Annotated in this window: 20 protein-coding genes; 13 read left to right on the plus strand and 7 right to left on the minus strand. The window is 70.1% G+C overall.

Annotated features, from left to right (window positions below):
- Positions 1-184: 184 nt before the first annotated feature.
- Positions 185-2,746: an alpha-glucan family phosphorylase gene (glgP, locus tag IM767_RS07600; protein WP_109209232.1), complete on the minus strand. Its 2,562-nt coding sequence runs from the start codon at positions 2,744-2,746 to the stop codon at positions 185-187.
- A 66-nt stretch (positions 2,747-2,812) separates the two neighbouring features.
- On the opposite strand from glgP, the gene IM767_RS07605 reads away from it, so the two are divergent.
- Positions 2,813-3,046, plus strand: coding sequence for a response regulator (locus IM767_RS07605; RefSeq protein WP_109209233.1), 234 nt, complete (start codon positions 2,813-2,815; stop codon positions 3,044-3,046).
- On the plus strand, positions 3,033-3,707 hold the full coding sequence (locus IM767_RS07610; protein ID WP_109209234.1) for a CYTH domain-containing protein: 675 nt from the start codon (positions 3,033-3,035) through the stop codon (positions 3,705-3,707). Before IM767_RS07605 ends, IM767_RS07610 begins: the two co-directional genes overlap by 14 nt.
- A 57-nt stretch (positions 3,708-3,764) precedes the next feature.
- Here the strand turns inward: IM767_RS07610 and lpdA are convergent, their stop codons facing one another.
- Positions 3,765-5,162, minus strand: a complete 1,398-nt coding sequence (gene lpdA, locus IM767_RS07615; protein ID WP_109209235.1) for a dihydrolipoyl dehydrogenase — start codon at positions 5,160-5,162, stop codon at positions 3,765-3,767.
- 9 nt (positions 5,163-5,171) lie between these two features.
- Positions 5,172-5,867, minus strand: coding sequence for a copper resistance CopC family protein (locus IM767_RS07620; RefSeq protein ID WP_109209236.1), 696 nt, complete (start codon positions 5,865-5,867; stop codon positions 5,172-5,174).
- Between the two features lie 105 nt (positions 5,868-5,972).
- Between IM767_RS07620 and IM767_RS07625 the strand changes: the two genes are divergently transcribed.
- The gene (locus IM767_RS07625; RefSeq protein ID WP_109209237.1) at positions 5,973-6,377 is read left to right on the plus strand and encodes a four-helix bundle copper-binding protein; all 405 of its coding nucleotides are present in this window, start codon (positions 5,973-5,975) and stop codon (positions 6,375-6,377) included.
- A gap of 61 nt (positions 6,378-6,438) precedes the next feature.
- Here the strand turns inward: IM767_RS07625 and IM767_RS07630 are convergent, their stop codons facing one another.
- Positions 6,439-6,789 (minus strand): hypothetical protein, encoded by a 351-nt coding sequence (locus IM767_RS07630; RefSeq protein WP_109209238.1) that lies wholly within the window; start codon positions 6,787-6,789, stop codon positions 6,439-6,441.
- Between the two features lie 164 nt (positions 6,790-6,953).
- Between IM767_RS07630 and IM767_RS07635 the strand changes: the two genes are divergently transcribed.
- From IM767_RS07635 to IM767_RS07650, 4 genes are all read left to right on the plus strand, one after another.
- Positions 6,954-7,457 carry an FHA domain-containing protein gene (locus IM767_RS07635; RefSeq protein WP_109209239.1) on the plus strand — a complete coding sequence of 168 codons (504 nt, stop codon included), beginning with the start codon at positions 6,954-6,956 and terminating at the stop codon, positions 7,455-7,457.
- On the plus strand, positions 7,457-8,149 hold the full coding sequence (gene ftsR, locus IM767_RS07640; protein ID WP_109209240.1) for a transcriptional regulator FtsR: 693 nt from the start codon (positions 7,457-7,459) through the stop codon (positions 8,147-8,149). The genes IM767_RS07635 and ftsR overlap by 1 nt, the downstream gene beginning before the upstream one ends.
- Before the next feature lie 122 nt (positions 8,150-8,271).
- Positions 8,272-8,814, plus strand: coding sequence for a MerR family transcriptional regulator (locus IM767_RS07645; protein ID WP_109209241.1), 543 nt, complete (start codon positions 8,272-8,274; stop codon positions 8,812-8,814).
- Positions 8,815-8,914: 100 nt separating this feature from the next.
- Positions 8,915-9,487 (plus strand): hypothetical protein, encoded by a 573-nt coding sequence (locus IM767_RS07650; protein ID WP_109209242.1) that lies wholly within the window; start codon positions 8,915-8,917, stop codon positions 9,485-9,487.
- Positions 9,488-9,493: 6 nt separating this feature from the next.
- On the opposite strand, the gene IM767_RS07655 is transcribed toward IM767_RS07650, so the two are convergent.
- Positions 9,494-10,708 (minus strand): trans-sulfuration enzyme family protein, encoded by a 1,215-nt coding sequence (locus IM767_RS07655; protein WP_109209243.1) that lies wholly within the window; start codon positions 10,706-10,708, stop codon positions 9,494-9,496.
- Between the two features lie 134 nt (positions 10,709-10,842).
- Positions 10,843-11,652, minus strand: a complete 810-nt coding sequence (locus IM767_RS07660; protein WP_106813684.1) for a ParA family protein — start codon at positions 11,650-11,652, stop codon at positions 10,843-10,845.
- A 72-nt stretch (positions 11,653-11,724) separates the two neighbouring features.
- On the opposite strand from IM767_RS07660, the gene IM767_RS07665 reads away from it, so the two are divergent.
- From IM767_RS07665 to def, 3 genes are read left to right on the plus strand one after another with little or no spacing between them, the layout of a single operon-like run.
- A complete protein-coding gene (locus tag IM767_RS07665; protein ID WP_109209244.1) occupies positions 11,725-15,132 on the plus strand; it encodes a pyruvate carboxylase in 3,408 nt (1,135 codons plus the stop codon).
- Positions 15,133-15,187: 55 nt separating this feature from the next.
- Positions 15,188-17,338, plus strand: coding sequence for a nucleotide-binding protein (locus tag IM767_RS20760; RefSeq protein WP_194398835.1), 2,151 nt, complete (start codon positions 15,188-15,190; stop codon positions 17,336-17,338).
- Position 17,339: 1 nt separating this feature from the next.
- Positions 17,340-17,831 (plus strand): peptide deformylase, encoded by a 492-nt coding sequence (gene def / locus IM767_RS07675; protein ID WP_109209245.1) that lies wholly within the window; start codon positions 17,340-17,342, stop codon positions 17,829-17,831.
- Between the two features lie 94 nt (positions 17,832-17,925).
- Here def and IM767_RS07680 read toward each other — a convergent pair whose 3' ends face one another.
- Positions 17,926-19,752, minus strand: a complete 1,827-nt coding sequence (locus tag IM767_RS07680) for an AMP-dependent synthetase/ligase (protein WP_109209246.1) — start codon at positions 19,750-19,752, stop codon at positions 17,926-17,928.
- 152 nt (positions 19,753-19,904) lie between these two features.
- Between IM767_RS07680 and IM767_RS07685 the strand changes: the two genes are divergently transcribed.
- The 3 genes from IM767_RS07685 to IM767_RS07695 all read left to right on the plus strand — a co-directional run bounded on the left by IM767_RS07685 (position 19,905) and on the right by IM767_RS07695 (position 22,938).
- Positions 19,905-20,840, plus strand: coding sequence for an ROK family glucokinase (locus IM767_RS07685; protein ID WP_109209502.1), 936 nt, complete (start codon positions 19,905-19,907; stop codon positions 20,838-20,840).
- A 4-nt stretch (positions 20,841-20,844) separates the two neighbouring features.
- Positions 20,845-21,534 carry a lysophospholipid acyltransferase family protein gene (locus IM767_RS07690; protein ID WP_109209247.1) on the plus strand — a complete coding sequence of 230 codons (690 nt, stop codon included), beginning with the start codon at positions 20,845-20,847 and terminating at the stop codon, positions 21,532-21,534.
- 66 nt (positions 21,535-21,600) lie between these two features.
- Entirely contained in the window at positions 21,601-22,938 is a 1,338-nt protein-coding gene (locus IM767_RS07695) for a class II 3-deoxy-7-phosphoheptulonate synthase (RefSeq protein WP_109209248.1), read from the plus strand.
- Positions 22,939-22,969: the final 31 nt, after the last annotated feature.

A 22,969-nucleotide genomic window follows, 5' to 3' on the forward strand; every position in this document is an offset into this window, starting at 1 on the left:
TACGGAATACGTTTTCCCGAGCGACGATAGACGACTGGTTCTCGCGGGTCAATGGATCGGGCGAGGTTATTGGAACGATTTAATGTGCCGCGGACGCGGAACTTTCGATTCTGTGCTCGGGATGAAGAAGACGGATGCCCCGCCCCGGCGCAGTGCGCCGGGCGAGGCATCCGTCGTCCAGAACTCAGGAGGCGTAGGTGACGAGCCCGAGCTCCACTGGTGACACGAGCTGCGGGTGGTCGGGGCGCACGCGCACGGTGTAGCCGAACGTGCCGGTGACCGTGAGGGGCAGCGTGCCCGTGAACCTGCGCACGCCGTCGGGACCGTCGCCCGCGAGCGACAGGCGGTACACCGAGTGATCGCGTGCGAGCGCGTCGTCTTCATCGGTGCGGCCGTAGAGCAGCTCGACCGCGACGTCGTCCGACGAGAGGCCGTCGAGGCGGACGTCGGCGCGCACCTCGAGCACGTCGCCCGCCTGCGCCTGCTGCGGGATCCCGGAGCTGTCGACGCTGGCGATCGACACGCGGCTCCACGCGCCCGTGACCCGGCTGACGAACGCCGCGACCGCGCGAGCCTGCGCGAACCCGTCGGCGCGCAGCGCGACATCGTGCGCGGCGGCCGGCACGTAAAGCCGCTCGACGTAGTCGCGCACCATGCGGTCGCTCGTGGCCTTCTTGCCGAGGTCGGTCATGGTGTGGCGAACCATGCCGAGCCACGCGGTCGGGATGCCGCCCTCGCGGTCGTAGAACTTCGGCACGAGCTGGTGCTCGATGAGGTCGTAGAGCGCCGCGGCCTCGGCGTCGTCGCGCTCCTCGTCGTTGGACGCGGTGTCGGCCGTCGGGATCGCCCAGCCGTTCTGGCCGTCGAACCACTCGTCCCACCAGCCGTCGAGGATCGACAGGTTGAGCGCGCCGTTGAGCGCCGCCTTCATGCCGCTCGTGCCGCACGCCTCGAGCGGACGCAGCGGGTTGTTGAGCCACACGTCGCAGCCGGGGTACAGGTCCTTCGCGAGCGTGATGTCGTAGTCGGGCAGGAACACGATGCGCCCGCGCACCTTCGGGTCGCGGCTGAACCGCACGAGCTGCTGGATCAGGATCTTGCCCGAGTCGTCGGCCGGGTGCGACTTGCCGCCGATCACGATCTGCACGGGGCGCTCGGGGTCGGTGAGCAGGCGCGTGAGCCGCTCGGGATCGCGCAGCATGAGCGTCAGGCGCTTGTACGTCGGCACGCGACGAGCGAAGCCGATCGTGAGCACCTCCGGGTCGAGCAGATCCTCCACCCACGAGGGGGTGCGGCCGCTGCCGTTTCCGGTGACGGATGCCGCGACCCGCCGTCGCGCTTCGGCGACGAGCTCGCTCTTCATCTGCTGGCGGACGCCCCAGAGCTCGGCATCCGTCACGATCGCGCGGTCGGTCCAGTCGTGCGTGTCGGTGTGGGCGTCGCCCCACGCGCGCTCACTCACGGCCTTCAGCGCCGGGTGCACCCACGTGGGTGCGTGGACGCCGTTGGTGATCGACGTGATCGGCACCTCGTCGGTGTCGACGCCGGGCCACAGCATGCCGAACATGCCGCGGCTCACCTCGCCGTGGAGCACCGAGACGCCGTTCGCGTGCTGGCCGAGGTGCAGGCCGAGCACCGCCATGTTGAAGACGCCCTGGTCGCCGCCCGGGAAGGTCTCGAGGCCGAGGCTGATCGCCCGGCCCGCGTCGAGGCCCTGGAACAGGCCGCTGGTCAGCACGTCGGCGATGAGGTCGCGCGAGAAGCGGTCGATCCCGGCCGGGACCGGCGTGTGCGTCGTGAACACGGTGCCCGCCCGCACCTGGGCGAGGGCCTCGTCGAAGCTCAGGTGATCCTGCGTGATGAGCTCCGACATCCGCTCGAGGCCCTGGAAGCCCGCGTGGCCTTCGTTGGTGTGGTACACGTCGGGGGCCGGGCGACCCGACAGCTCCGACCACGCGCGCACCGCGCGCACACCGCCGACACCGAGGAGCAGCTCCTGCAGGAGGCGGTGCTCACCACCGCCGCCGTACAGGCGGTCGGTCACGCGACGCATGTCGTCGGAGTTCGACGGCGTCTCGGAGTCCAGGAGCAGGAGGGGGATGCGGCCGATGTCGGCGACCCAGACCCGGGCGTGAAGGCGACGGTCGCCCGGCAGGTCGAGCGCGATCTCGACGGGCGCGCCCTCGCGGTCGCGCAGCAGGGTCAGGCCGAGGCCATAAGGGTCGAGCAGCGGGTAGCTCTCACGCTGCCAGCCGTCGTCGCCGATCGACTGGCGGAAGTAGCCGGCGCGGTAGAAGAGCCCCACGCCGGTGAGCGGAACGCCCAGATCCGACGCACTCTTGAGGTGATCGCCGGCCAGGATGCCGAGGCCGCCCGAATACTGCGGCAACGAGCCGTCCACGCCGAACTCGGGGGAGAAGTACGCGATGTGGACCGGCTTGTCGCCCTCGAGCCGCTGGAACCAGCGGTCGCCCTCGAGGTACGCGGTGAGGCGCTCGTCCTCCTCGCGGACGCGGGCGACGAACTCGTCGTCGCCAGCGAGCTCGTCGAGGCGCTCCTGGCCGAGCGCGCCGAGCATGCGGGCGGGGTTGGCGCCGATCTCGTCCCACAGCGCGGGATCCATCGAGGCGAAGAGGGAGTGCGTCGCGCGGCTCCACGACCAGCGCCAGTTGGAGGCGAGGCGGTCGAGCGGTGCGAGGGATTCGGCGAGGACGGGGCGGACGGTGAATGTGCGGATGGCCTTCACGCACGCGATTCTAGGGGGAGAAGCTGGAAGCGCTTGCACGCGGGAATCTGGGTCTACGCTGGCGTCATGGCCATCGCACGACTGCACGGGGGTCCGCTCGACGGACAGCTGCTGCCCCTCGAAGACCCGAACCTCGACCGCATGATCGTCCCCTACAGCGAGACGCAGGTGGTCTACGAACGTCGCGGCGCACCCGGCCGCACCGGCGAGAACGACGGACCGACCGAGGCCGAGTTCTGGTTCGTCGAAGCCGAGGACGAGATCGACCCCGACAGCGACCAGCCCCGTGAGCGCCGCTGACGAGTCCCCGACGAAGGCCGCCGGCGGGGGAACCGCGGACGGCGAGGCGTCGCACAGCGTCGAGATCGAGCTGAAATTCGACGTCGACGACCCCACGCCGCTGCCCGACTGGTCGACCTTGCCCGGTGTCGCCCGCGTGGGCGAACCGGAACCGCGCGACCTCGACGCGCAGTACTTCGACACCGACGACCTCTCGCTGGCCCACGCCGGGTACGCGGTGCGCCGCCGCACCGGCGGACCCGACGAGGGCTGGCACATCAAGGGACCCCGCCGCGCCGACGGCGGCCGGGTGGAGCTGCACTGGCCGCTCGGACCCGCGGGTGAGATCCCGCAGGGGATCGCCGACGCGATCTCGTCCCTCGCATCCGTGACCTCGCTCACGCCGATCGCGCGCATCCGGAACAGCCGGACGGCCTACGCCCTGCAGGACGCGGCGGGTGGCGTGGTCGCCGAGTTCGTCGACGACCGCGTCAGCGCGAACGACGAGCGCGCGGGCGTCGAGCGTGCCTGGCGGGAATGGGAGTTCGAGCTCGGCCCCGCGGCGCCTGCCTGGCTGGAGGAGCGGCAGGCGCTCTTCGCCGCCGCCGAGAAGGCGGTGCACGCGGTCGGCGGCCGGCCCGCGGCATCCGATTCCAAGCTCGCCCGCACTCTCGGGCACTGAGCACGTCGAACGCCCCGGACCCTCCGAGAAGGTCCGGGGCGTTCGTGCGCGTGCTGATCAGAGGTTGATCATGTGACCTGCGAGGCCGTGGAAGGCCTCCTGCACAGCCTCCGACAGCGTCGGGTGCGTGTGGACGTTGCGCGCGGCCTCGAGAGCGGTGAGGTCCCACTTCTGCGCGAGCGTGAGCTCGGGGAGCAGCTCCGAGACGTCGGGGCCGATGAGGTGGCCGCCGAGCAGTTCGAGGTGCTCGCCGTCGGCGATGAGCTTGACGAAGCCGATGGGCTCGCCCAAGCCGTTCGCCTTGCCGTTCGCCGAGAACGGGAACTTGGCGACCTTGACGTCGTAGCCGGCGTCGCGCGCCTGCTGCTCGGTCAGGCCGAACGAGGCCACCTGCGGCGAGCAGAAGGTCGCGCGCGGCATCATGCGGTAGTCGCCGAGGGTCATGGTCTCGGTCTTGCCGATGGTCTCGGCGGCCACGACGCCCTGCGCCTCGGCCACGTGGGCCAGCTGCAGCTTCGCGGTGACGTCGCCGATCGCATAGATGTGCGGCACGTTGGTGCGCATGTGGTCGTCGATGTCGATGGCACCACGGTCGGTCAGCTTCACGCCGGTGTTCTCGAGCCCGAAGCCCTCGACGTTGGCCGCGAAGCCGATCGACATCATGACCTTGTCGGCGTCGATGGAGCCCTGGCTGCCGTCCTTGGCGGTGTAGGTCACGGTGACCTTGTCGCCCTGGTCGGTCACCGTCTCGACCTTGGTCGAGGTGAGGATGTCGACGCCGTAGTTCTTGTACTGGCGGGCGATCTCCTTCGAGACGTCCGCGTCCTCGTTCGGCAGCGCACGGTCGAGGAACTCGATGATCGTGACCTTCACGCCGTAGTTCACCATCACGAAGGCGAACTCCATGCCGATGGCGCCGGCGCCGACGATGACGATCGACTGGGGCAGGTCGCGGGCGAGGATCTGCTCCTCGTACGTCACGACGTTGCCGCCGATCTGCACGCCCGGGAGCAGACGCACCTTCGAGCCGGTCGAGATGATGGCGTTGTCGAAGGTGACGCGCTCGGTCGTGCCGTCGGACTTCGCGACGTCGATCGTGTTCGCGTCGACGAACGAGCCACGGCCCTCGTACTCGTCGACCTTGTTCTTCTTCATCAGGTAGTGGATGCCCTTGACGTGGGTCTCGGCCACCTTGCGGCTGCGGTCCCACGCGACGCCGAAGTCGAAGTGCACGTCACCCGAGATGCCGAACAGATCGGCCTTGTGGTGGAACTGGTGGGCGAGGTCGGCGTTCTTGAGCAGAGCCTTCGAGGGGATGCAGCCGACGTTGAGGCAGACACCGCCCCAGTACTTCTCTTCGATGATCGCGACCTTGAGGCCGAGCTGAGAAGCACGGACGGCCGCGACGTACCCGCCGGGCCCCGCGCCGAGGATGGCGACGTCGTAGTGAGGCATGCTTCCAGCCTAGTGGTCGGCCGGGGGCTCGGAGCCGGGCCCCGAGGCCCCTCCGGACGCCTGCTCGCGGGCCGCGTCGAGGTCCTTCTCGCGCCGTGCGCGCGAGAGCAGGAGGTAGGCGACGGCGCCCAGCACGCCGAGCGCGATGATGCCGAAGATCACCCAGGGCCAGGCGTCGGCGGAGGAGGAACCGGCGTCCTCCGGCTCGAGCGCGGTGGCAGTGGGGGTCGGCGTCGCGGTCTCGACGGGAGCAGTCGTCTCGGTGGGCGCCGGCGACGCCGTCTCGGTCGGGGTCGGCGCGGGTGCGCCCTCGACGGTGAACGAGAACTCGCCCGAGATGGGGTGCCCGTCGCTCGAGACGACCTTCCACAGCACGGTGACGGCACCGGATGCCTCGCCCGTGAGCGGCTGCGTCAGCACGTTGTCGCGGACGGTCGGCGTGCCGCCGGCGAGCGAGGTGCCCGCGGCATCCGTCACCTCCACGACCGAGGCGCCCTCGTCGTCGGCGATCTCGGCGCTGAAGGTGAGCGCGAGCTCGGTGGGAAGCGCCGCCACCGTGCTGCCGGCGGCGGGATCGCTGCCCAGCAGCTCGTCGTGGGCGCTGGCGGGGGAGGCCGTCGCGAGCACGACGCCGAAGGCGGTGAGAACGGCGGCGACGAGCACTCCGAGCCGGGCTGCGAGGGGCTTGTGAAGAGTTTGTGACATCACGCGATCGAGCCTATCCGGCTCTTTGATCCGGACCCTGGGAGGTCTAGCCTGGCGACAGGCGGGCCCCCTGCCCGTCGTCCCCGACGCGGAAGGATCCGGCAGATGGACCAGATGATGATGGGCGCCATGTCCAAGGACATGATGTCGATGCCCGGCATGGAGAAGACCATGGACATGTCGGTCATGCAGGCCTGTATGGATGCCTGCTCGGCCTGCGAGCAGGCGTGCACGGTGTGCTCCACGCAGATGATGTCGTGCGCCCCCGCGTGCATGAACTGCGCGGACATGTGCAACACGATGATGCGCGCCATGATGCGCATGCAGGGCATGAACCAGGCGACGATGATGTCGATGCTCGACGCGTGCATCGCGATGTGCCAGCTGTGCATGGACGAGTGCATGGAGCACGCCGACCACAGCGAGGTCTGCAAGATGTGCGCTCAGGCGTGCAAGGCGTGCATGGACGCGTGCATGGCCATGAAGGACATGATGATGGCGATGAGCTGAGGCTCGTCGCTGCTTCTTCGATACGCGGCGGCGCCGGACCGGCGCACCACCGGCCGAAGCGTCAGCCGCGCAGGACGTTGAACCGCGCGCCGCCGACGGCGAGCACGTGGTAGCGCTCGTGCAGCGCAACCGGCGTGCCGGGCGTCGCGGCCGCGGCCGCCCCCGTGCCGTTCCACAGCGCGACGGCCGACCAGTCCGCAAGGGTGCGGACGATCACGAAGCCCGAGCGCGGGTCGGATGCCTCGACGATCGCGTCCGCCCAGTCCGACGGCGTCGCCGCGGCCAGGCGCGCCTGGATGAGGTGCAGCGCGTGGCCCGGCGCGAACGAGGAGCAGGTGTCACCGTGGTCGCACATGCACGCCGCACGCTCACGCACCTCGAGGGGCGGGATGTGGCTGTGCGGGCTGGACACGGTGGGCTCCTTCGATGACGACGGATCGGTTGCGTCCTGCCAGGCTAGGTGCCCGCGCCGAACGGGGCATCTCAGGCGACATGCGGCGAAACATTGCGCAAATGGAATCTGTCTCGTCGGAGCCGTGAGCGATCAGATAGTCTGAACAGACAGAGGAGGAAACCGTGGAGCACGACCGCCGACCCGATCAGGGCGACATCCGCCGGGCAGCCGGGGCCGACGCACACGAGTCCGATCGCGGGGCCGACACGACACAGACGTTCGGCCACGATTCCGACCTGTCGTTCGTGCCTTTCGGCAGCGAGCTCGGCGACGCCGAGCTCGACGCCATCGAGGCTCTCCCGTCCGGTGCCGCGCTCCTTCTCGTCCGCTCCGGCCCCACCGCCGGCGCCCGCTACCTGCTGGACTCCGACGTGACGACGGTCGGTCGCCACCCGGAGGCCGACATCTTCTTCGACGACGTGACCGTCTCGCGTCGTCACGCCGAGATCACCCGCACCGGCACGACCTTCGAGCTCGTCGACCAGCGGTCGCTCAACGGCACCTACGTCAACGGCGAGCGGGTCGACCGGGCCACGCTCACCAACGGCGCCGAGGTGCGCATCGGCAAGTTCCGACTCAACTTCTTCGTCTCTCCCGCCGACCTTTCGCGAGCGGCGGAGGCCTGATGCCCGCGGCATCCGCCCAGGAAAGGGCGTCGTCCGCGGGTCTTCTCAGCATCGGGCAGGTTCTGGCTCGGCTTTCGCCGGAGTTCCCGTCCCTCACCTCCAGCAAGCTGCGCTTCCTCGAGGTGCAGGGCATCGTGACGCCGCTGCGCACCGAGTCGGGCTACCGCAAGTTCTCGCAGGACGACCTGGAGCGGCTGCGGCTCGCGCTCACCCTGCAGCGCGACCACTACCTGCCGCTGTCGGTCATCCGCGAGTACCTGGAAGACGTCGACGCGGGGCGCGACCCCGCGACGCCGACCGCGGTGCCGCCGCCGTCGATCGTGCCGGCGCCGCGGCGCTACCGTCGCGACGAGCTGCTCGCCGCCGCCGGGGCGGCTCCGCAGCTGCTCAACGACGCGATCAGCACCGGCATCATGGCGGGGGCGGAGTCGTACACCGAGCAGTCGGTCACGCTCCTGCGGGCGCTCGTCGCACTCGATCGCCACGGCATCGAGCCGCGTCACGTCCGCGCGCTGCGGCAGAGTGCGGAGCGGGATGTCGCGCTCGTCGAGTCGGCGCTGGCGCCATTGCTGCGGCGGACGGATGCCTCGTCCCGCGGCCGTGCCGGTGAACTCGCACCGGAGCTGACCCGGCGTCTGGACGATGTGCGCGCGATCTTCGTGCGCTCGGCGCTCGACCGCATGCTGTCCTGACGGACGCAGCACCGCTGAGCCTGACGAAGCGCGCGACACGCCGACCCCCGATGGGCGGATGTCATTGCCGCGAGGGGGAGCCTGATCTAGCGTGGAAGTATTCGATCCGGAGGGGGAACGACATGTCCGGAGACGTAGCTCCTGGCGAGCCGTTCGGTGCTGAACTCCTCTTCACCGACGGGCTCCCCGCGATGGACGACGAGGTCGGCTACCGCGGTGCCGCCGCGGCCAAGGCGGCCGGCATCACCTACCGTCAGCTCGACTACTGGGCGCGCACCGAGCTCGTCGAGCCCACGGTCCGCGGCGCGAGCGGTTCGGGCTCGCAGCGCCTGTACGGATTCCGCGACATCCTCGTGCTCAAGCTCGTCAAGCGCCTCCTCGACACCGGGATCTCGCTGCAGCAGATCCGCACGGCAGTCGACCAGCTCCGCGCCGCCGGAATCCGCGACCTCGCCGGAACGACCCTCATGAGCGACGGCGCCTCCGTCTACCTGTGCACCTCCAACGACGAGGTCATCGACCTCGTCAGCCGCGGCCAGGGCGTCTTCGGCATCGCCGTCGGCAAGGTGCTCCGCGAGGTCGAGTCCGAGCTCCTGGAGTTCGAGGTCGAGAAGCCCGACCCGATGGATGAGCTCGCCGTTCGCCGCGCAGCCCGCTCGGCCTGACCCCCTTCCCGCAACGGGGGACCTTTTCGCGCAACCGGCGGGGGAGTACGCTCGGCGCCGGCCGCTCATCGCGGCTCCTCGCCGAGTGAGCGGAGAGACCATGTTCCGCAGATCCGCCATCGCAGCCGCGGCGATCGCCGCACTGACTCTCGCCGGAGCAGCTGCACCCGCCGCAGCCGGCGGCCCGCCGTACGTCGAGAACTGGGTCGACGAGGGCGGTGGCATCGCGCAGGAGGCCTACGCTCCGTTGTGTGAGGGGACCGTCGATTTCGAGGTGCATTTCTCCTACCGCGACGAAGGTCGCTTCCAGCTCATGGAGCGGCGCGGAGAGTTGTACGGTCAGAGCACCCACCACGGTGAGTGGACCTGGTGGAACCCCGCCAACGGTGAGTCGCTCGTGGTCCAGGTCAACGGACTCGACCGCGACCAGGCCGTGGCGACCAACGAGGACGGCACGGTGAGCCTCATCGCGAAGAGCACGTCGAGCTTCGTCGCGCACACCGCGCACGGCGCCCGGCTCATCGGATCCGGGGCGATCTGGGTCGAACTGCACATCGACCTCGGTCCGACCGAGAGTCCCGATGACGACGTCGTGACGGTCGTCGACGTACCGAAGGGAGTCGGTCCGGAGGGGCAGTCGTTCTGCGAGCTCGTCGCCGACGAGCTCGGCTGAGCCGCGTCATCGCACCGCGGCGGCCGCCTCCTCTGGTCGCCCGGTCTTCGCAGTGAGCGCCTGACGAAGGTCGGCGATGAGATCGGCGGGATCCTCGAGGCCGATCGACAGGCGCACGAGCGCCTCGGAGGGCTTCGCCTCGGAGGCGACCGGGCGATGCGTCAGCGCGGCCGGGTGCTGGATCAGGGAGTCGACGCTGCCGAGCGAGACCGCGTGCGTGAAGAGCTGGACCGACGCGGTGAGCGCGGCCGCGGCGTCGAACCCGCCCGCCAGTTCGATCGCGATCATGGCGCCCGGACCCGTCTGCTGCGTCCCGACGAGGCCGAGCGGATCGCTCTCGGAGAACCCCGGGAAGTGGACTCGCGCCACTTCGGGGCGGGTGAGCAGCCAGTCGGCGACGACGCGCGCGCCTTCCTGCTGTGCGCGCATGCGCACCGGCAGCGTCGCCAGCCCGCGATGCAGGAGATAGGCGGCGAGCGGATGCATGATGGCGCCGGTGATCGCGCGGGTGCGGCGCAGCGCCGCGGCCAGTTGCGCGTCGCACGCGACGACCCCGCCCACGACGTCGCCGTGGCCGCCGAGATACTTCGTCGCGCTGTGGAGCGAGAGTGCCGCGCCGAGATCGAGCGGATGCTGCAGCACTGGGGTCGCGAACGTGTTGTCGACGAGCACGGGCACGTCGCCCGCTGCCGCGACGACGGCCGCGATGTCGACGAGCTCGAGCGTCGGATTGGCGGGGGATTCGAGCACGACCAGTGCCGTGTCGTCGCGCAGGGCCGCGGCGACGCCGTCCGGCGCGCAGAACGTGGTCTCCAGCGCCAGCAGGCCCGAGGCGAGCAGATGATCGGTACCGCCGTACAGCGGGCGCACGGCGACGATGTGGCGCTTCGCGGACTCGTGCGTCAAGGCCAGCATGACCGCGGTGACTGCGGCCATGCCCGACGAGAACGCCACGGCCTCCTCGGCGTGCTCCAGACGCGCGAGCGCCTCTTCGAACCGGGCGACGGTGGGGTTCCACAGGCGCGCGTAGACGTGGGATCCCCCTTCGAACGGGTGGCCGCCGGTCGCGAGGACCTCGTACGACAGGCCGCCGAGCTCGATGCCGGGCAGCGGATTGGTCGACGAGAGGTCGAGGGGAAGAGCGTGGACGCCGAGGCTCGCGAGATCGTCGCGGCCGGCGTGCACGGCAAGGCTGTCAGGGTGCAGCGTCATCGATGCCATGGCGATATGGTCAGTGACAACGGCGCGAAACTCAAATCACGCTCACGGAGCCGAGCATAAAGTGCGCAATGTGATCATCGAGTGAGCAGAGTGGTCACCCGCGCGGATGCCGCCGGGCGCGGCATCCGTCATCGTCAGGAACGCGTGTCTTCGGGGACCGGGATGCGGCCGGTGCGCATGATGCGGTCCAGCAGCGAGTCGAAGTCGGCCGCGAGCTCCTGTGCCGAGTCGCCGGGCCAGATGTGCAGCGGCTTCGCGGCGCCCTGCGCCTGCTGGAGCGACGTGCGCTCGGGAAGCTGGGGCGAGAGCACGAGCGGGCCGAACATGTCGCGCAGCTCCTTGATGCGGAACTGGTGCTCGATCGACTGCGGGCGGACGCGGTTGACCACGATCCCGAGTGGCTGGAGGCGGGGCGAGAGGCCGCGGCGGATCTCTTCGATCGCGCGCAGCGCGCGGTCGGCGGCGGCCACGGAGAAGAGCCCGGGCTCGGTCACGACGATGACGCGGTCGGAGGCTGCCCAGGCAGTGCGCGTGAGCGCGTTGAGCGAGGGGGCGCAGTCGATGAGGACGAGGTCGTAGTCGGCCTCGATGGTGGCCAGTGCCTCCTCGAGCTTCCAGACGTCGCGCACGCTCGGGTGGGGGCCGTCGAAGTTGATGGCCGACGGGCTGCCGATCATGACGTCGATCGTGCCCGGGTGCACCTTCGCCCAGCCGCTGGAGGTGATGGCCTGACGGACCGTCTTCTCCTTCGGATTGGCCAGGACATCGGCGACATTGAGCCTGCCGGCCACTTGGATGTCCATGCCCGTCGAGACGTCGGACTGCGGGTCGAGGTCGACGACGAGCGTGCGAACACCGCGGGCGAAGGCCGCCGACGCGAGTCCGAGAGTCACGGTCGTCTTGCCGACGCCACCCTTGAGCGAGCTGACGGATAGGACGTGCACAAGCCACCACGTTACCGTCCCCTAGGCTGAGAGCACACTCAGCCCCGTCCGCACCGCCGCCCCGGAGGTCGTATGTTTACGAAGATTCTCGTTGCAAACCGTGGTGAGATCGCCATCCGAGCCTTCCGGGCCGCATACGAACTCGGGGCGCGCACCGTCGCGGTGTTCCCGTTCGAGGACCGTGGCTCCCTGCACCGCCAGAAGGCTGACGAGTCCTACGAGATCGGCGAGAAGGGGCATCCCGTCCGCGCCTACCTCGACGTCGACGAGATCATCCGCGTCGCCAAGGAAGCGGGCGCCGACGCGATCTACCCGGGCTACGGCTTCCTCTCGGAGAACCCCGAGCTCGCAGAGAAGGCCGCGGCGAACGGCATCGCCTTCATCGGACCGCCGGCGAAGGTGCTCGAGATGGCCGGCAACAAGGTCACCGCCAAGCAGCACGCGGTCGCCGCAGGCGTGCCGGTGCTGCGCTCGACCGAAGCGTCCGACGACGTCGACGAGCTGCTCGGCCAGGCCGACGAGATCGGCTTCCCGATCTTCGTGAAGGCCGTCGCCGGCGGAGGCGGACGAGGGATGCGGCGCGTCGAGCGCCGTGAGGAGCTCGCGCCCGCGCTGTCCGAGGCCATGCGAGAGGCGGGCAGCGCCTTCGGCGATGCGCGCGTGTTCCTGGAGCAGGCGGTGCAGCGTCCACGCCACGTCGAGGTGCAGATCCTCGCCGACGGCACGGGAGAGACCGTTCACCTCTTCGAGCGCGACTGCTCGGTGCAGCGCCGTCACCAGAAGGTGATCGAGATCGCCCCGGCCCCCAACCTCGACCCGGAGGTGCGGGACGCCCTGCACGGCTACGCCGTCGCCTTCGCGCGCTCCATCGGCTACGAGAACGCCGGGACTGTTGAGTTCCTGCTCGAGACCGCCGGCCCGCGCACCGGCGAGGTCGTGTTCATCGAGATGAACCCGCGCATCCAGGTCGAGCACACCGTCACCGAGGAGGTGACGGACGTCGACCTCGTGCAGTCGCAGATGCGCATCGCCGCGGGGCAGACGCTCGCCGATCTCGGCCTCACCCAGGACCAGATCCAGCTGCGGGGTGCCGCGCTGCAGTGCCGCATCACGACGGAGGATCCGTCGCAGGGGTTCCGTCCCGACACCGGGCGCATCACGACCTACCGCTCGCCGGGCGGTGCCGGCATCCGCCTGGACGGCGGCACGACCGCGGCAGGCTCGCAGATCAGTCCGCACTTCGACTCGATGCTCGCGAAGCTCACGTGCCGAGGTCGCGACTTCCCGGCCGCCGTCGCCCGTGCGCGGCGCGCGCTGGCGGAGTTCCGCATCCGCGGCGTCGCCACCAACATCCCGTTCCTGCGCGCGGTGCTCGACGACCCGGCATTCGTCGCGGGCGACGTGAGCACGTCGTTCATCGACGAGCGCCCGCAGCTGCTCACGAGCAATCCCTCGCGCGACCGCGCGACGAAGCTGCTCGCCTGGCTCGGCGACGTCACGGTCAACCGTCCCTACGGCGAGAAGCCGCTGGCCGTCTCGCCGGGCAGCAAGCTGCCCGAGATCGACCTGGCGGTCGCGCCGCCGGCGGGCACGCTCGACCGGCTGCGCGAGCTGGGCCCCGAGGGCTTCGCCCGCGCGCTGCGCGAGCAGAGCGCCCTGGCCGTCACCGAGACCACCTTCCGCGACGCCCACCAGTCGCTCCTGGCGACGCGCGTCCGCACGCGCGACCTCGTGCGGGTCGGTCCGCACGTGTCGCGCATGACGCCGCAGCTGCTCTCGGTGGAGGCCTGGGGCGGCGCCACCTACGACGTGGCCCTCCGCTTCCTCGCCGAAGACCCGTGGGAGCGGCTCGAAGCGCTGCGCGAGGCGATGCCGAATATCCCGATCCAGATGCTCCTGCGCGGTCGCAACACCGTCGGCTACACGCCGCGTCCCGTCGAGGTGACCGACGCGTTCGTGCGCGAGGCCGCCGCGACCGGCGTCGACATCTTCCGGATCTTCGACGCGCTGAACGACGTCTCGCAGATGCGACCGGCGATCGACGCGGTGCGCTCCACCGGCACGGCGATCGCCGAGGTGGCGCTCTGCTACACCTCCGACCTCCTCGACCCGTCGGAGCGGCTGTACACGCTCGACTACTACCTGCGCTTCGCGGAGCAGATCGTCGAGTCGGGGGCGCACATCCTCGCCATCAAAGACATGGCGGGCCTCGTGCGCCCGGCGGCCGCGGCCAAGCTCGTCACGGCGCTGCGCGAGAACTTCGACCTGCCGGTGCACCTGCACACGCACGACACCGCGGGCGGCCAGCTCGCCACGCTCCTGGCGGCCAGTGCCGCAGGAGTGGATGCGGTGGATGCCGCGGCCGCACCCATGTCGGGAACCACGAGCCAGCCGTCGCTCTCGGCGCTCGTGGCCGCGCTCGCGCACACCGACCGCGACACGGGCCTGAGCCTCCAGGCCGTGAGCGACCTCGAGCCGTACTGGGAGGGCGTGCGCCACCTGTACCGCCCGTTCGAGTCCGGTCTGGACTCGCCGACCGGGCGCGTGTACCACCACGAGATCCCGGGCGGCCAGCTCTCCAACCTGCGCCAGCAGGCGATCGCGCTGGGTCTGGCCGACGACTTCGAGCTGATCGAGGACATGTACGCCGCGGCGGACCGCATCCTCGGCCGCATCCCCAAGGTCACGCCGTCGTCCAAGGTCGTCGGCGACCTCGCGCTCGCGCTCGTGGCGGTGCGCGCCGATCCGGCCGACTTCGAGGCCAACCCGCAGAACTACGACATCCCCGACTCGGTCGTCGGCTTCATGGCGGGCGAGCTCGGTGACCTGCCGGGCGGATGGCCCGAGCCCTTCCGCACGAAGGTGCTGGCGGGCCGCACGATCTCGATCGACATCCCGCCCCTCACCGCCGACGAGCAGGAGGGCCTCGCCGGCGACGCCGCGACGCGCCGACGCACCCTGAACCGCCTGCTCTTCCCCGGTCCCGCCCGCGAGTTCGAGAAGAACCGCGAGACGTACGGCGACCTGGCCGCCCTCGGCACGCCGGACTACCTCTACGGCCTCAAGCCGGGGGAGGAGCACGTCGCCGAGATCGACCCGGGCGTACAACTGTATGTGGGACTCGAGGCGATCGGCGAGGCCGACGCCAAGGGCATCCGCACCGTGATGACGACCTTGAACGGCCAGCTCCGGCCGGTCTTCGTGCGTGACCGCAGCATCAAGGTCGAGACGCGCCAGGCCGAGAAGGCCGACACGTCCAAGCCGGGTCAGGTGGCCGCGCCGTTCTCGGGAGTGGTCACCCTCAAGGCGAACGTGGGCGACACCGTCGCGGCGGGCCAGCCGGTCGCGTCGATAGAGGCCATGAAGATGGAGGCGGCGATCACCGCTCCCGTGGACGGCGTCGTCGAGCGGCTCGCGATCGCCGAGACCGCCCAGGTCGACGCCGGCGACCTTTTGGTCGTCATCCGTCCCGCCCAGTAGCCTGGAGGGTGGCAACCGCCCGAACACGCCGCCTTCTGCCCAGGAGAACTCCGTAGTGACGCCCGATCGCAACGAACACACGCCCGACGAGCCCGAGAACGGCGTGCTCTCCGAGACGGGGAGCATCGACACGACCGGCTTCGGACTTCTGGGCGGTGCGACGGCGCAGGTGAACGTCGAGCTGCCGACCGAATCCGAGGACGACCTCGCCGACGACGACGTGATCGACGACGAGGTTCCGTTCATCGTCGAGATCCCGGCCGACGCGGACCTGCCGGTCATCGAGGCCGGCAGGGTGTCGGAGTTCGCGGAGTTCAGCACCGAGACGACCGAGGCCGAGATCATCGACCCGTCCGGCGAGCTCGAGGAGTGGACGGTCGAGGGTGAGGGCTTCGCGCCGGCGCCCGCGATCGAGGACATCGCCGATGCGGAGGTCGTGGCCGACGACACGTCGGCCGACGACACGTCGGCGCACGACGTGGTGGACGACGTCGTCGTCATGGAGTCCGCGGTCCCTGCTGACGTGGCGGACGCCGGCGTCGACGACGCGGCGGCCGCTGAGGCCGACGAGGTCGCGCACGATGCGGAAGCCGATGCGCCGGGAGCCGTCGAATCCGAGCCCGCACTCGAGGATGTCGAATCAGAGGCCGCGTGGGAGGCCGAGTCCGACTCGCGCGCCCAACCGGCGTCCGAGCAGGAGTTCGTCGCCCCGGACCAGCCCGGGTTCGCCGAAGAGCCCATGGAGAGCGCCGACGCTGTGCTTCCGGCCGCGGAGGAGCCCGTCGACGAGTTCGCCGTCGTCGACTTCGATGCGGAGGAGTTCGAGGACGCCGACTTCGACGCCGAATTCGATCCGGCCGAGTTCGACCTCGTCCTCGAGGAGGACGGCGTCGAGGCCGCCCTGGCGGAGAACGCCGCGACAAGAGACGATGTCATCGCGAACGACGACACCGCGGAGGAGCCCATGAGCGCGAAGACCCCGGCCCCTGAGGGGAGCGAGGCGAAGGGGAAGGATGCCGCCGCCGCGGCTCCCTCCGCGCCGAAGACTCCGCCCGCAGCCCCGGCGATGCCGGCCGCAGCGGCCGCCGCGGCGAAGGCGACGACCGGCTCGACGCCCACCACGCGCCGCGAGGCGAACCACACCGGCGCGCACCCGGTCGCCGACCGTCCGGTTGAGCGCACCGCGGTGGAGCGCACCTCGTTCCCGCGCGGCGACGTGGCACTCGCTTCGAAGCGGCTCGGAGAGTTCGAAGCCGACCGCGAGACGGCCGATCTGCTGACGGCCGATCGCCTGCTGGACCCGCACCAGGTCGTGCGGCCCGAGCCCGAGGGCGCGTGGCAGCACTTCGTGTACTCCATCTCGGGCCGGCGCATCAACCTCGGCGACAGCAAGCGTGCGAAGGCCCGCAAGGAGCTCGATCGCCGGATCGCCGCTCCGCTCGTCGGCGGAGCCCGCTTCGTGCCGGTGCTCTCGCGCAAGGGCGGCGTGGGCAAGACGACCGTGACGACGCTGCTCGGCATGGCTCTGGCCGACGCGCGCGACGACCGCGTCATCGCCGTCGACGCCAACCCCGACCGGGGCACGCTGGCCGAGCGCATCTCCCGCGAGAGCGCGCGCACCGTGCGGGATCTCGTGCGCATCAGCGGCGACGTCGTCGGGTTCAACGACCTGTCGAACATCGTCGCGCGTGACGAGACGCGCCTGGACGTCGTCGCGTCCGACTCCGACCCGCGTGTCTCGGAGGCGTTCAACGACGCGGACTACCGCGATGTCGCCGCGCTGGCGGCCCACTACTACTCGATCGTGCTCACCGACACGGGCACGGGCATCGTCCACTCGGTCATGGAGGCGACGCTCGATCTCGCCGACCAGCTGGTCGTCGTCGCGGGCCTGAGCGTCGATGAGGCGCGCCTCGCGTCCGAGACGCTGACGTGGCTCGAGACCAACGGCTACGCCGAGAAGGTGCGCAACGCCGTCGTGGTGCTCAACAACGCGCGGCCGGGGCATCCGCTCGTCCAGCTCGACGAGCTCGAATCGCACTTCCGCACCCGCGTGCGCGCCGTCGTGCGCGTGCCGTACGACCCGCACATCGCGGCGGGCAGCGCGATCGCGTTCCGCGAGCTGCAGCCGGCGACCCGCCAGGCCGCGCGGGAGCTTGCGGCGATCGTGGTCGAGGGCCTGCGTTCGCTGGCTTCGGCGGCCTGAGGTGGCCGTCCGTCCCATCCGTGTCTTCGGCGACCCCGTCCTGAAGTCCGTCAGCGCCCCTGTCGAGCAGGTCGACGACGGCGTCCGCGCCCTCGTCCGCGACCTGCTCGACACCGTCGAGCTGCCCGGCCGCGCCGGAGTCGCCGCGCCCCAGATCGGCGTGGGCCTGCGGGCGTTCAGCTACAACATCGACGGCGACATCGGGTACGTCCTCAACCCCGTCCTGGTGGAGGTGTCGGGCGAGCCCGAGCCCATCGGCGAGGGCTGCCTCTCGGTGCCCGGACTGTGGCACGACACGGTGCGCTACCCGTGGGCCAAGGTCACGGGGACCGACCTCGACGGCAACGAAATCGTGCTCGAGGGGGAGGGGCTCCTCGCACAGGCCCTCCAGCACGAGACCGACCACCTCGACGGCAAGCTGTATCTCGAGCGGCTCACGCCCGAGGCGCGCCGTGTGGCGATGCGCGAGATCCGCGAGTCCGACTGGTTCTGACGACGCCGGTCGTCGACCGGGCGAAGCGAGATCTCCCCACGAGACGCAGAAAGCGGATGCCGGAACCCCCGGCATCCGCTCTCTGCTGTGCGGGTCAGCTCAGCGAGACGTTCGTCGTGCTCACCGGCACGGTGTAGATCTCTTCGATGTCGCCGGCGAAGTCGGCGAGGATCACATTGCGCTTGATGCTCATCTTCGGCGTCAGGTGACCGCTGGCCTCGGTCCACTCGCTCGCCAGGATGGTGAACTTGCGGATCGACTCGGCGCGCGAGACGTTCTTGTTCGCGTGGTCGATCGCGCGCTGCACCTCGGCACGCACGGAGTCGTGCTTGGCGGCTTCGGCGAGGGGCATGTCGGCCGGGAGGTTGTTGTTCGCGAGCCACGCCGGCAGCATCTCGGGGTCGAGCGTGACGAGCGCCGCGATGAACGGCTTCTGGTCGCCGACGACCACGACCTGCCCGACGATCGGGTTCGCGCGGATCGGGTCTTCGAGGGCCGCGGGCGAGACGTTCTTGCCGCCGGCGGTGACGATGATCTCCTTCTTGCGACCGGTGATCGTGAGGAAGCCCTCGTCGTCGAACGATCCGATGTCGCCGGTCCTGAACCAGTCGCCGTCGAACGCCTCCGCGGTCGCCTCGGCGTTGCGCCAGTACTCCTTGAACACGTTGATACCGCGCACCTGGATCTCGTTGTCGTCGCCGAGACGGATGCCGACGCCGGGGAGCACCGGACCGACCGTGCCGATCTTCGACTTGGTCGCGAGGTTGACCGTCGCGGGCGCGGTGGTCTCGGTGAGGCCGTAGCCCTCGAGGATCGTGACGCCGAGGCTGTGGAAGAAGTGGCCTAGGCGGGGTCCGAGCGGAGCCGAGCCCGACACCGCGTACACCACGCGACCGCCCATCGCCGTGCGCAGCTTGCTGTAGACGAGCTTGTCGAACAGGCCGAACTTGATCTTCGTCAGCAGCGGGACCTTCTTGCCGTCCTGCAGGAGCTTGGAGTGCTCGACCGCAGTGTGCGCCGCGGCGCGGAAGATCTTGCCCTTGCCGCCCGCCTCGGCCTTCTGCTCGGCCGAGTTGTAGACCTTCTCGAACACGCGGGGGACCGCGAGGAGGAACGTGGGCTTGAAGGAGCCGAGCGCCGGCAGCAGCTGCTTGGTGTCGGGCTGGTGGCCGGTCTTCACGCCCGCGTGGATGTCGAGGATCGAGATGAAGCGGGCGAAGACGTGCGCGGTCGTGATGAACAGCAGGGTCGATGCGCCGGGCGTCTCGACCACCTCGTGGAGCGACTTCGCGGAGTTGCGGGCCAGCTCGACGAAGTTGCTGTGGGTGAGGACGCACCCCTTGGGCCGTCCGGTCGAGCCGGACGTGTAGATGAGCGTCGCGATGTCGGCGCCGTTGGCGATGTTGCGCCGGCGCTCGATCTCGTCGTCGGAGACGCTCGCGCCCTCGGTGACCAGCCGGTCGAGGTCGCCGCCGTGCATCTCCCACGCGGAGCGGATGAGCGGAAGCTCGGGGCGTGCCTCGGTGAAGCGGGCCGTGTGGTCGGGCAGCTCGGTGATGATGGCGACGGCGCCCGAGTCGGTCAGGTTCCACGCGATCTGCGCGCTGGAGCTCGTCTCGTAGATCGGAACCATCACGGCGCCGGCGTAGAAGAGGGCGAAGTCGACGAGCGTCCACTCGTAGGTGGTGCGCGCGATGAAGCCGACCTTGTCGCCCGGCTCGATGCCGCCGGCGACGAAGCCCTTGGCCAGGGCGATGACCTGCTTCTGGAACTCGGCCGCCGTGATGTCGCGCCACCCGTCGCCCTCAGGCACGGCGAACAGCGGACGATCGGGTGTCTCTTTCACGCGCTCGACCAGCAGGTCGGTGATGTTGGCCTGCGGATCGGCGGGGACGATGGCGGGGACTTCGAACTGGACCACGGCAGCTCCTTCGGTACCGGACGTATGTAATCTCGGGTGGATCTCATCCGAGTCTAATCCGCCGTCACATCCGGCCGAGAGCGGGTGTGGACGACGGCGCCTGGATAGACTTCATGGCGCTGTCGCGCGTGCGGCGGCCGGAGAGGGAGACTGTGCTCAAGGTCGGCATCGACATCGGCGGAACGAAGATCGCGGGAGGCGTCGTCGACTCCGATGGCGGCATCGTCGAGCAGCTCCGCGTCGACACCCCGACCGACACCGCCGCCCTCGCGCAGGCCGTCGTCGACATGGCCCGCTACTTCCGCGCCGCGCACGAGATCGCGGCCGTCGGGGTCGCGGCGGCCGGCTTCATCGATCGCGACCGCGCCACCGTCATCCACGCCCCCAACATCGCGTGGCACAACGAGCCGCTGAAGGCGACCCTCGAGGAGGGGATCGGCCTTCCGGTCACCGTCGAGAACGACGCCAACGCGGCCGGCTGGGCCGAGTACCGCTTCGGGGCCGGGCGCGGCGTCGACCACATGGTGATGCTCACGATGGGCACCGGGGTCGGCGGAGCGATCGTGCTGGACGGCAAGCTCTTCCGCGGCGGCCACGGCATCGCCGCCGAGCTCGGCCACATCCGCTTCATCCGCGACGGCCTCCTGTGCGGCTGCGGACAGCACGGATGCCTCGAGCAGTACGCCTCCGGCCGCGCCCTCCAGCGGGAGGCCAATGAGATTGCCGACGGCGGCGGCATCGGCGGGGCGCTGGCGGCTCACCGTGCCGAGCACGGCAAGATCAGCGGTCCGGCGGTGTCGCGACTCGTCCTCGCCGGCGACCCGGGCGCGGCCGAGGCGCTGCGGCGCGTCGCCACCGCGCTCGGCGAGGCGTGCGGCGGCTTCCAGGCCGTGCTCGATCCCGAGCTGTTCGTCATCGGCGGCGGCGTCGCCCAGCTCGGCGACGCGCTGCTCGAGCCGATGCGCGTCGCCTACGAGCGGTCGCTGCCGGGGTATGGCGACCGCCCCGTCGCGACCTTCAAGATCGCGCGGCTCGTCAACGACGCGGGGCTCATCGGCGCCGCCGATCTGGCGGGGACAGAGGCGTAGCAGCATGTTCTACTGGCTGATGAAGTACGTGGTGATCGGACCGATCGTCAAGGCGATCTGGCGCCCGTGGATCGTCGGCCGTCGCAACGTCCCGGCCGAGGGCGCCGCCATCCTGGCGAGCAATCACCTCTCGTTCGTGGACTCGATCTTCCTTCCGCTCATGCTCGACCGGCCGGTGGTCTTCCTCGCCAAGAGCGACTACTTCACGGGCAAGGGGCTCAAGGGCTGGGCCACCCGCATGTTCTTCAAGGGCACGGGCCAGCTGCCTATCGACCGCTCGGGCGGCAAGGCGTCGGAGGCATCGCTGAACACGGGCCTGCAGGTGCTCGGCAACGACGACCTGCTCGGCATCTACCCCGAGGGGACGCGCAGCCCTGACGGCAAGCTGTACCGCGGCCGCACCGGCATCGCCCGCATGGCGCTGGAGGCACACGTGCCGGTGGTGCCCGTCGTCATGGTCGACACCGACACGATGATGCCCATCGGCACCAGGCTGCCGCGGATCGTGCGCGTGGGCATCGTGGTCGGCGAGCCGCTCGACTTCTCACGCTTCGAGGGCATGGAGGGCGACCGGTACATCCTCCGCTCCATCACGGACGAGATCATGGTCGCGCTGCAGCGCCTGGGGGAGCAGGAGTACGAGGACGTCTACGCCTCGACCGTGAAGGATCGGCTGAAGCCCAAGGCTCGCTGACGCGGACGCTGTCACGTGAGCGTCACGCGGCGGCTGCGGCATCCGTCCCACGGCTAGAATCGGGGGATGCTCCAGCACCTCGACGCACTCGACCACTGGCGGACCCTGCCGATCAAGCAGCAGCCGCAGTGGTATGACGTCGAGTCGGTGGCGGCGGCATCCGCAGAGCTCGCGACGCTGCCCCCGCTCGTCTTCGCCGGTGAGGTCGACAACCTGCGCGACCGCCTCGCGCGCGCCGCGTCGGGCAATGCGTTCCTGCTGCAGGGCGGCGACTGCGCCGAGACCTTCGCGGGAGCCACCGCAGAGCAGATCCGCAACCGCATCAAGACGGTGCTGCAGATGGCGGTCGTCCTCACGTACGGCGCATCCATGCCCGTCGTGAAGATGGGCCGCATGGCGGGTCAGTTCGCCAAGCCCCGCTCCAGCGACACCGAGACGCGCGGCGACGTGACGCTGCCCGCCTACCGCGGCGACATCGTCAACGGCTACGACTTCACCGAGAACTCGCGCAAGGCCGACCCCGACCGGCTGCTCAAGGGCTACCACACGGCGGCATCGACGATCAATCTCATCCGCGCGTTCACGACCGGTGGCTTCGCCGACCTCCGCGAGGTGCACTCGTGGAACAAGGGCTTCGCGCAGAACCCGGCCAACCAGCAGTACGAGCGCCTGGCGACCGAGATCGACCGCGCCATCAAGTTCATGGAGGCCGCCGGCGCCGACTTCGACGAGCTGAAGCGCGTCGAGTTCTACACCGGCCACGAGGGCCTGCTCATGGACTACGAGCGGCCGCTGACCCGCATCGACTCACGCACGAACACGCCGTACAACACGTCGGCCCACTTCCTGTGGATCGGCGAGCGCACGCGCGACCTCGACGGCGCGCACGTCGACTACTTCTCGAAGATCCGCAACCCGATCGGCGTGAAGCTCGGCCCGACCACGTCCCCCGAGACGGCGCTCGCGCTGATCGACAAGCTCGACCCGAACCGCGAGCCCGGCCGCCTCACGTTCATCACGCGCATGGGTGCCGGCAAGATCCGCGACGCGCTGCCGCCGCTGCTGGAGGCCGTGAAGGACTCGGGCGCCACGCCGCTGTGGGTCACCGACCCGATGCACGGCAACGGCATCACGACGCCCACCGGATACAAGACGCGTCGGTTCGACGACGTCGTCGACGAGGTGCGCGGCTTCTTCGAGGCGCACCGCGCGGTCGGCACTTTCCCCGGCGGCATCCACGTCGAGCTCACGGGCGACGACGTCACGGAGTGCCTGGGCGGTTCGGAGCAGATCGACGAGGCCACCCTCGCGACGCGCTACGAGTCGCTGTGCGACCCGCGGCTGAATCACATGCAGTCGCTCGAGCTGGCGTTTCTCGTGGCCGAGGAGCTCGAGAAGCGCTGACCCTGCGCCCCTGACGACGAGAAGATCCCGG

It is taken from the genome of Microbacterium ureisolvens (genome assembly GCF_015278315.1).
Lineage (GTDB): Bacteria > Actinomycetota > Actinomycetes > Actinomycetales > Microbacteriaceae > Microbacterium > Microbacterium ureisolvens.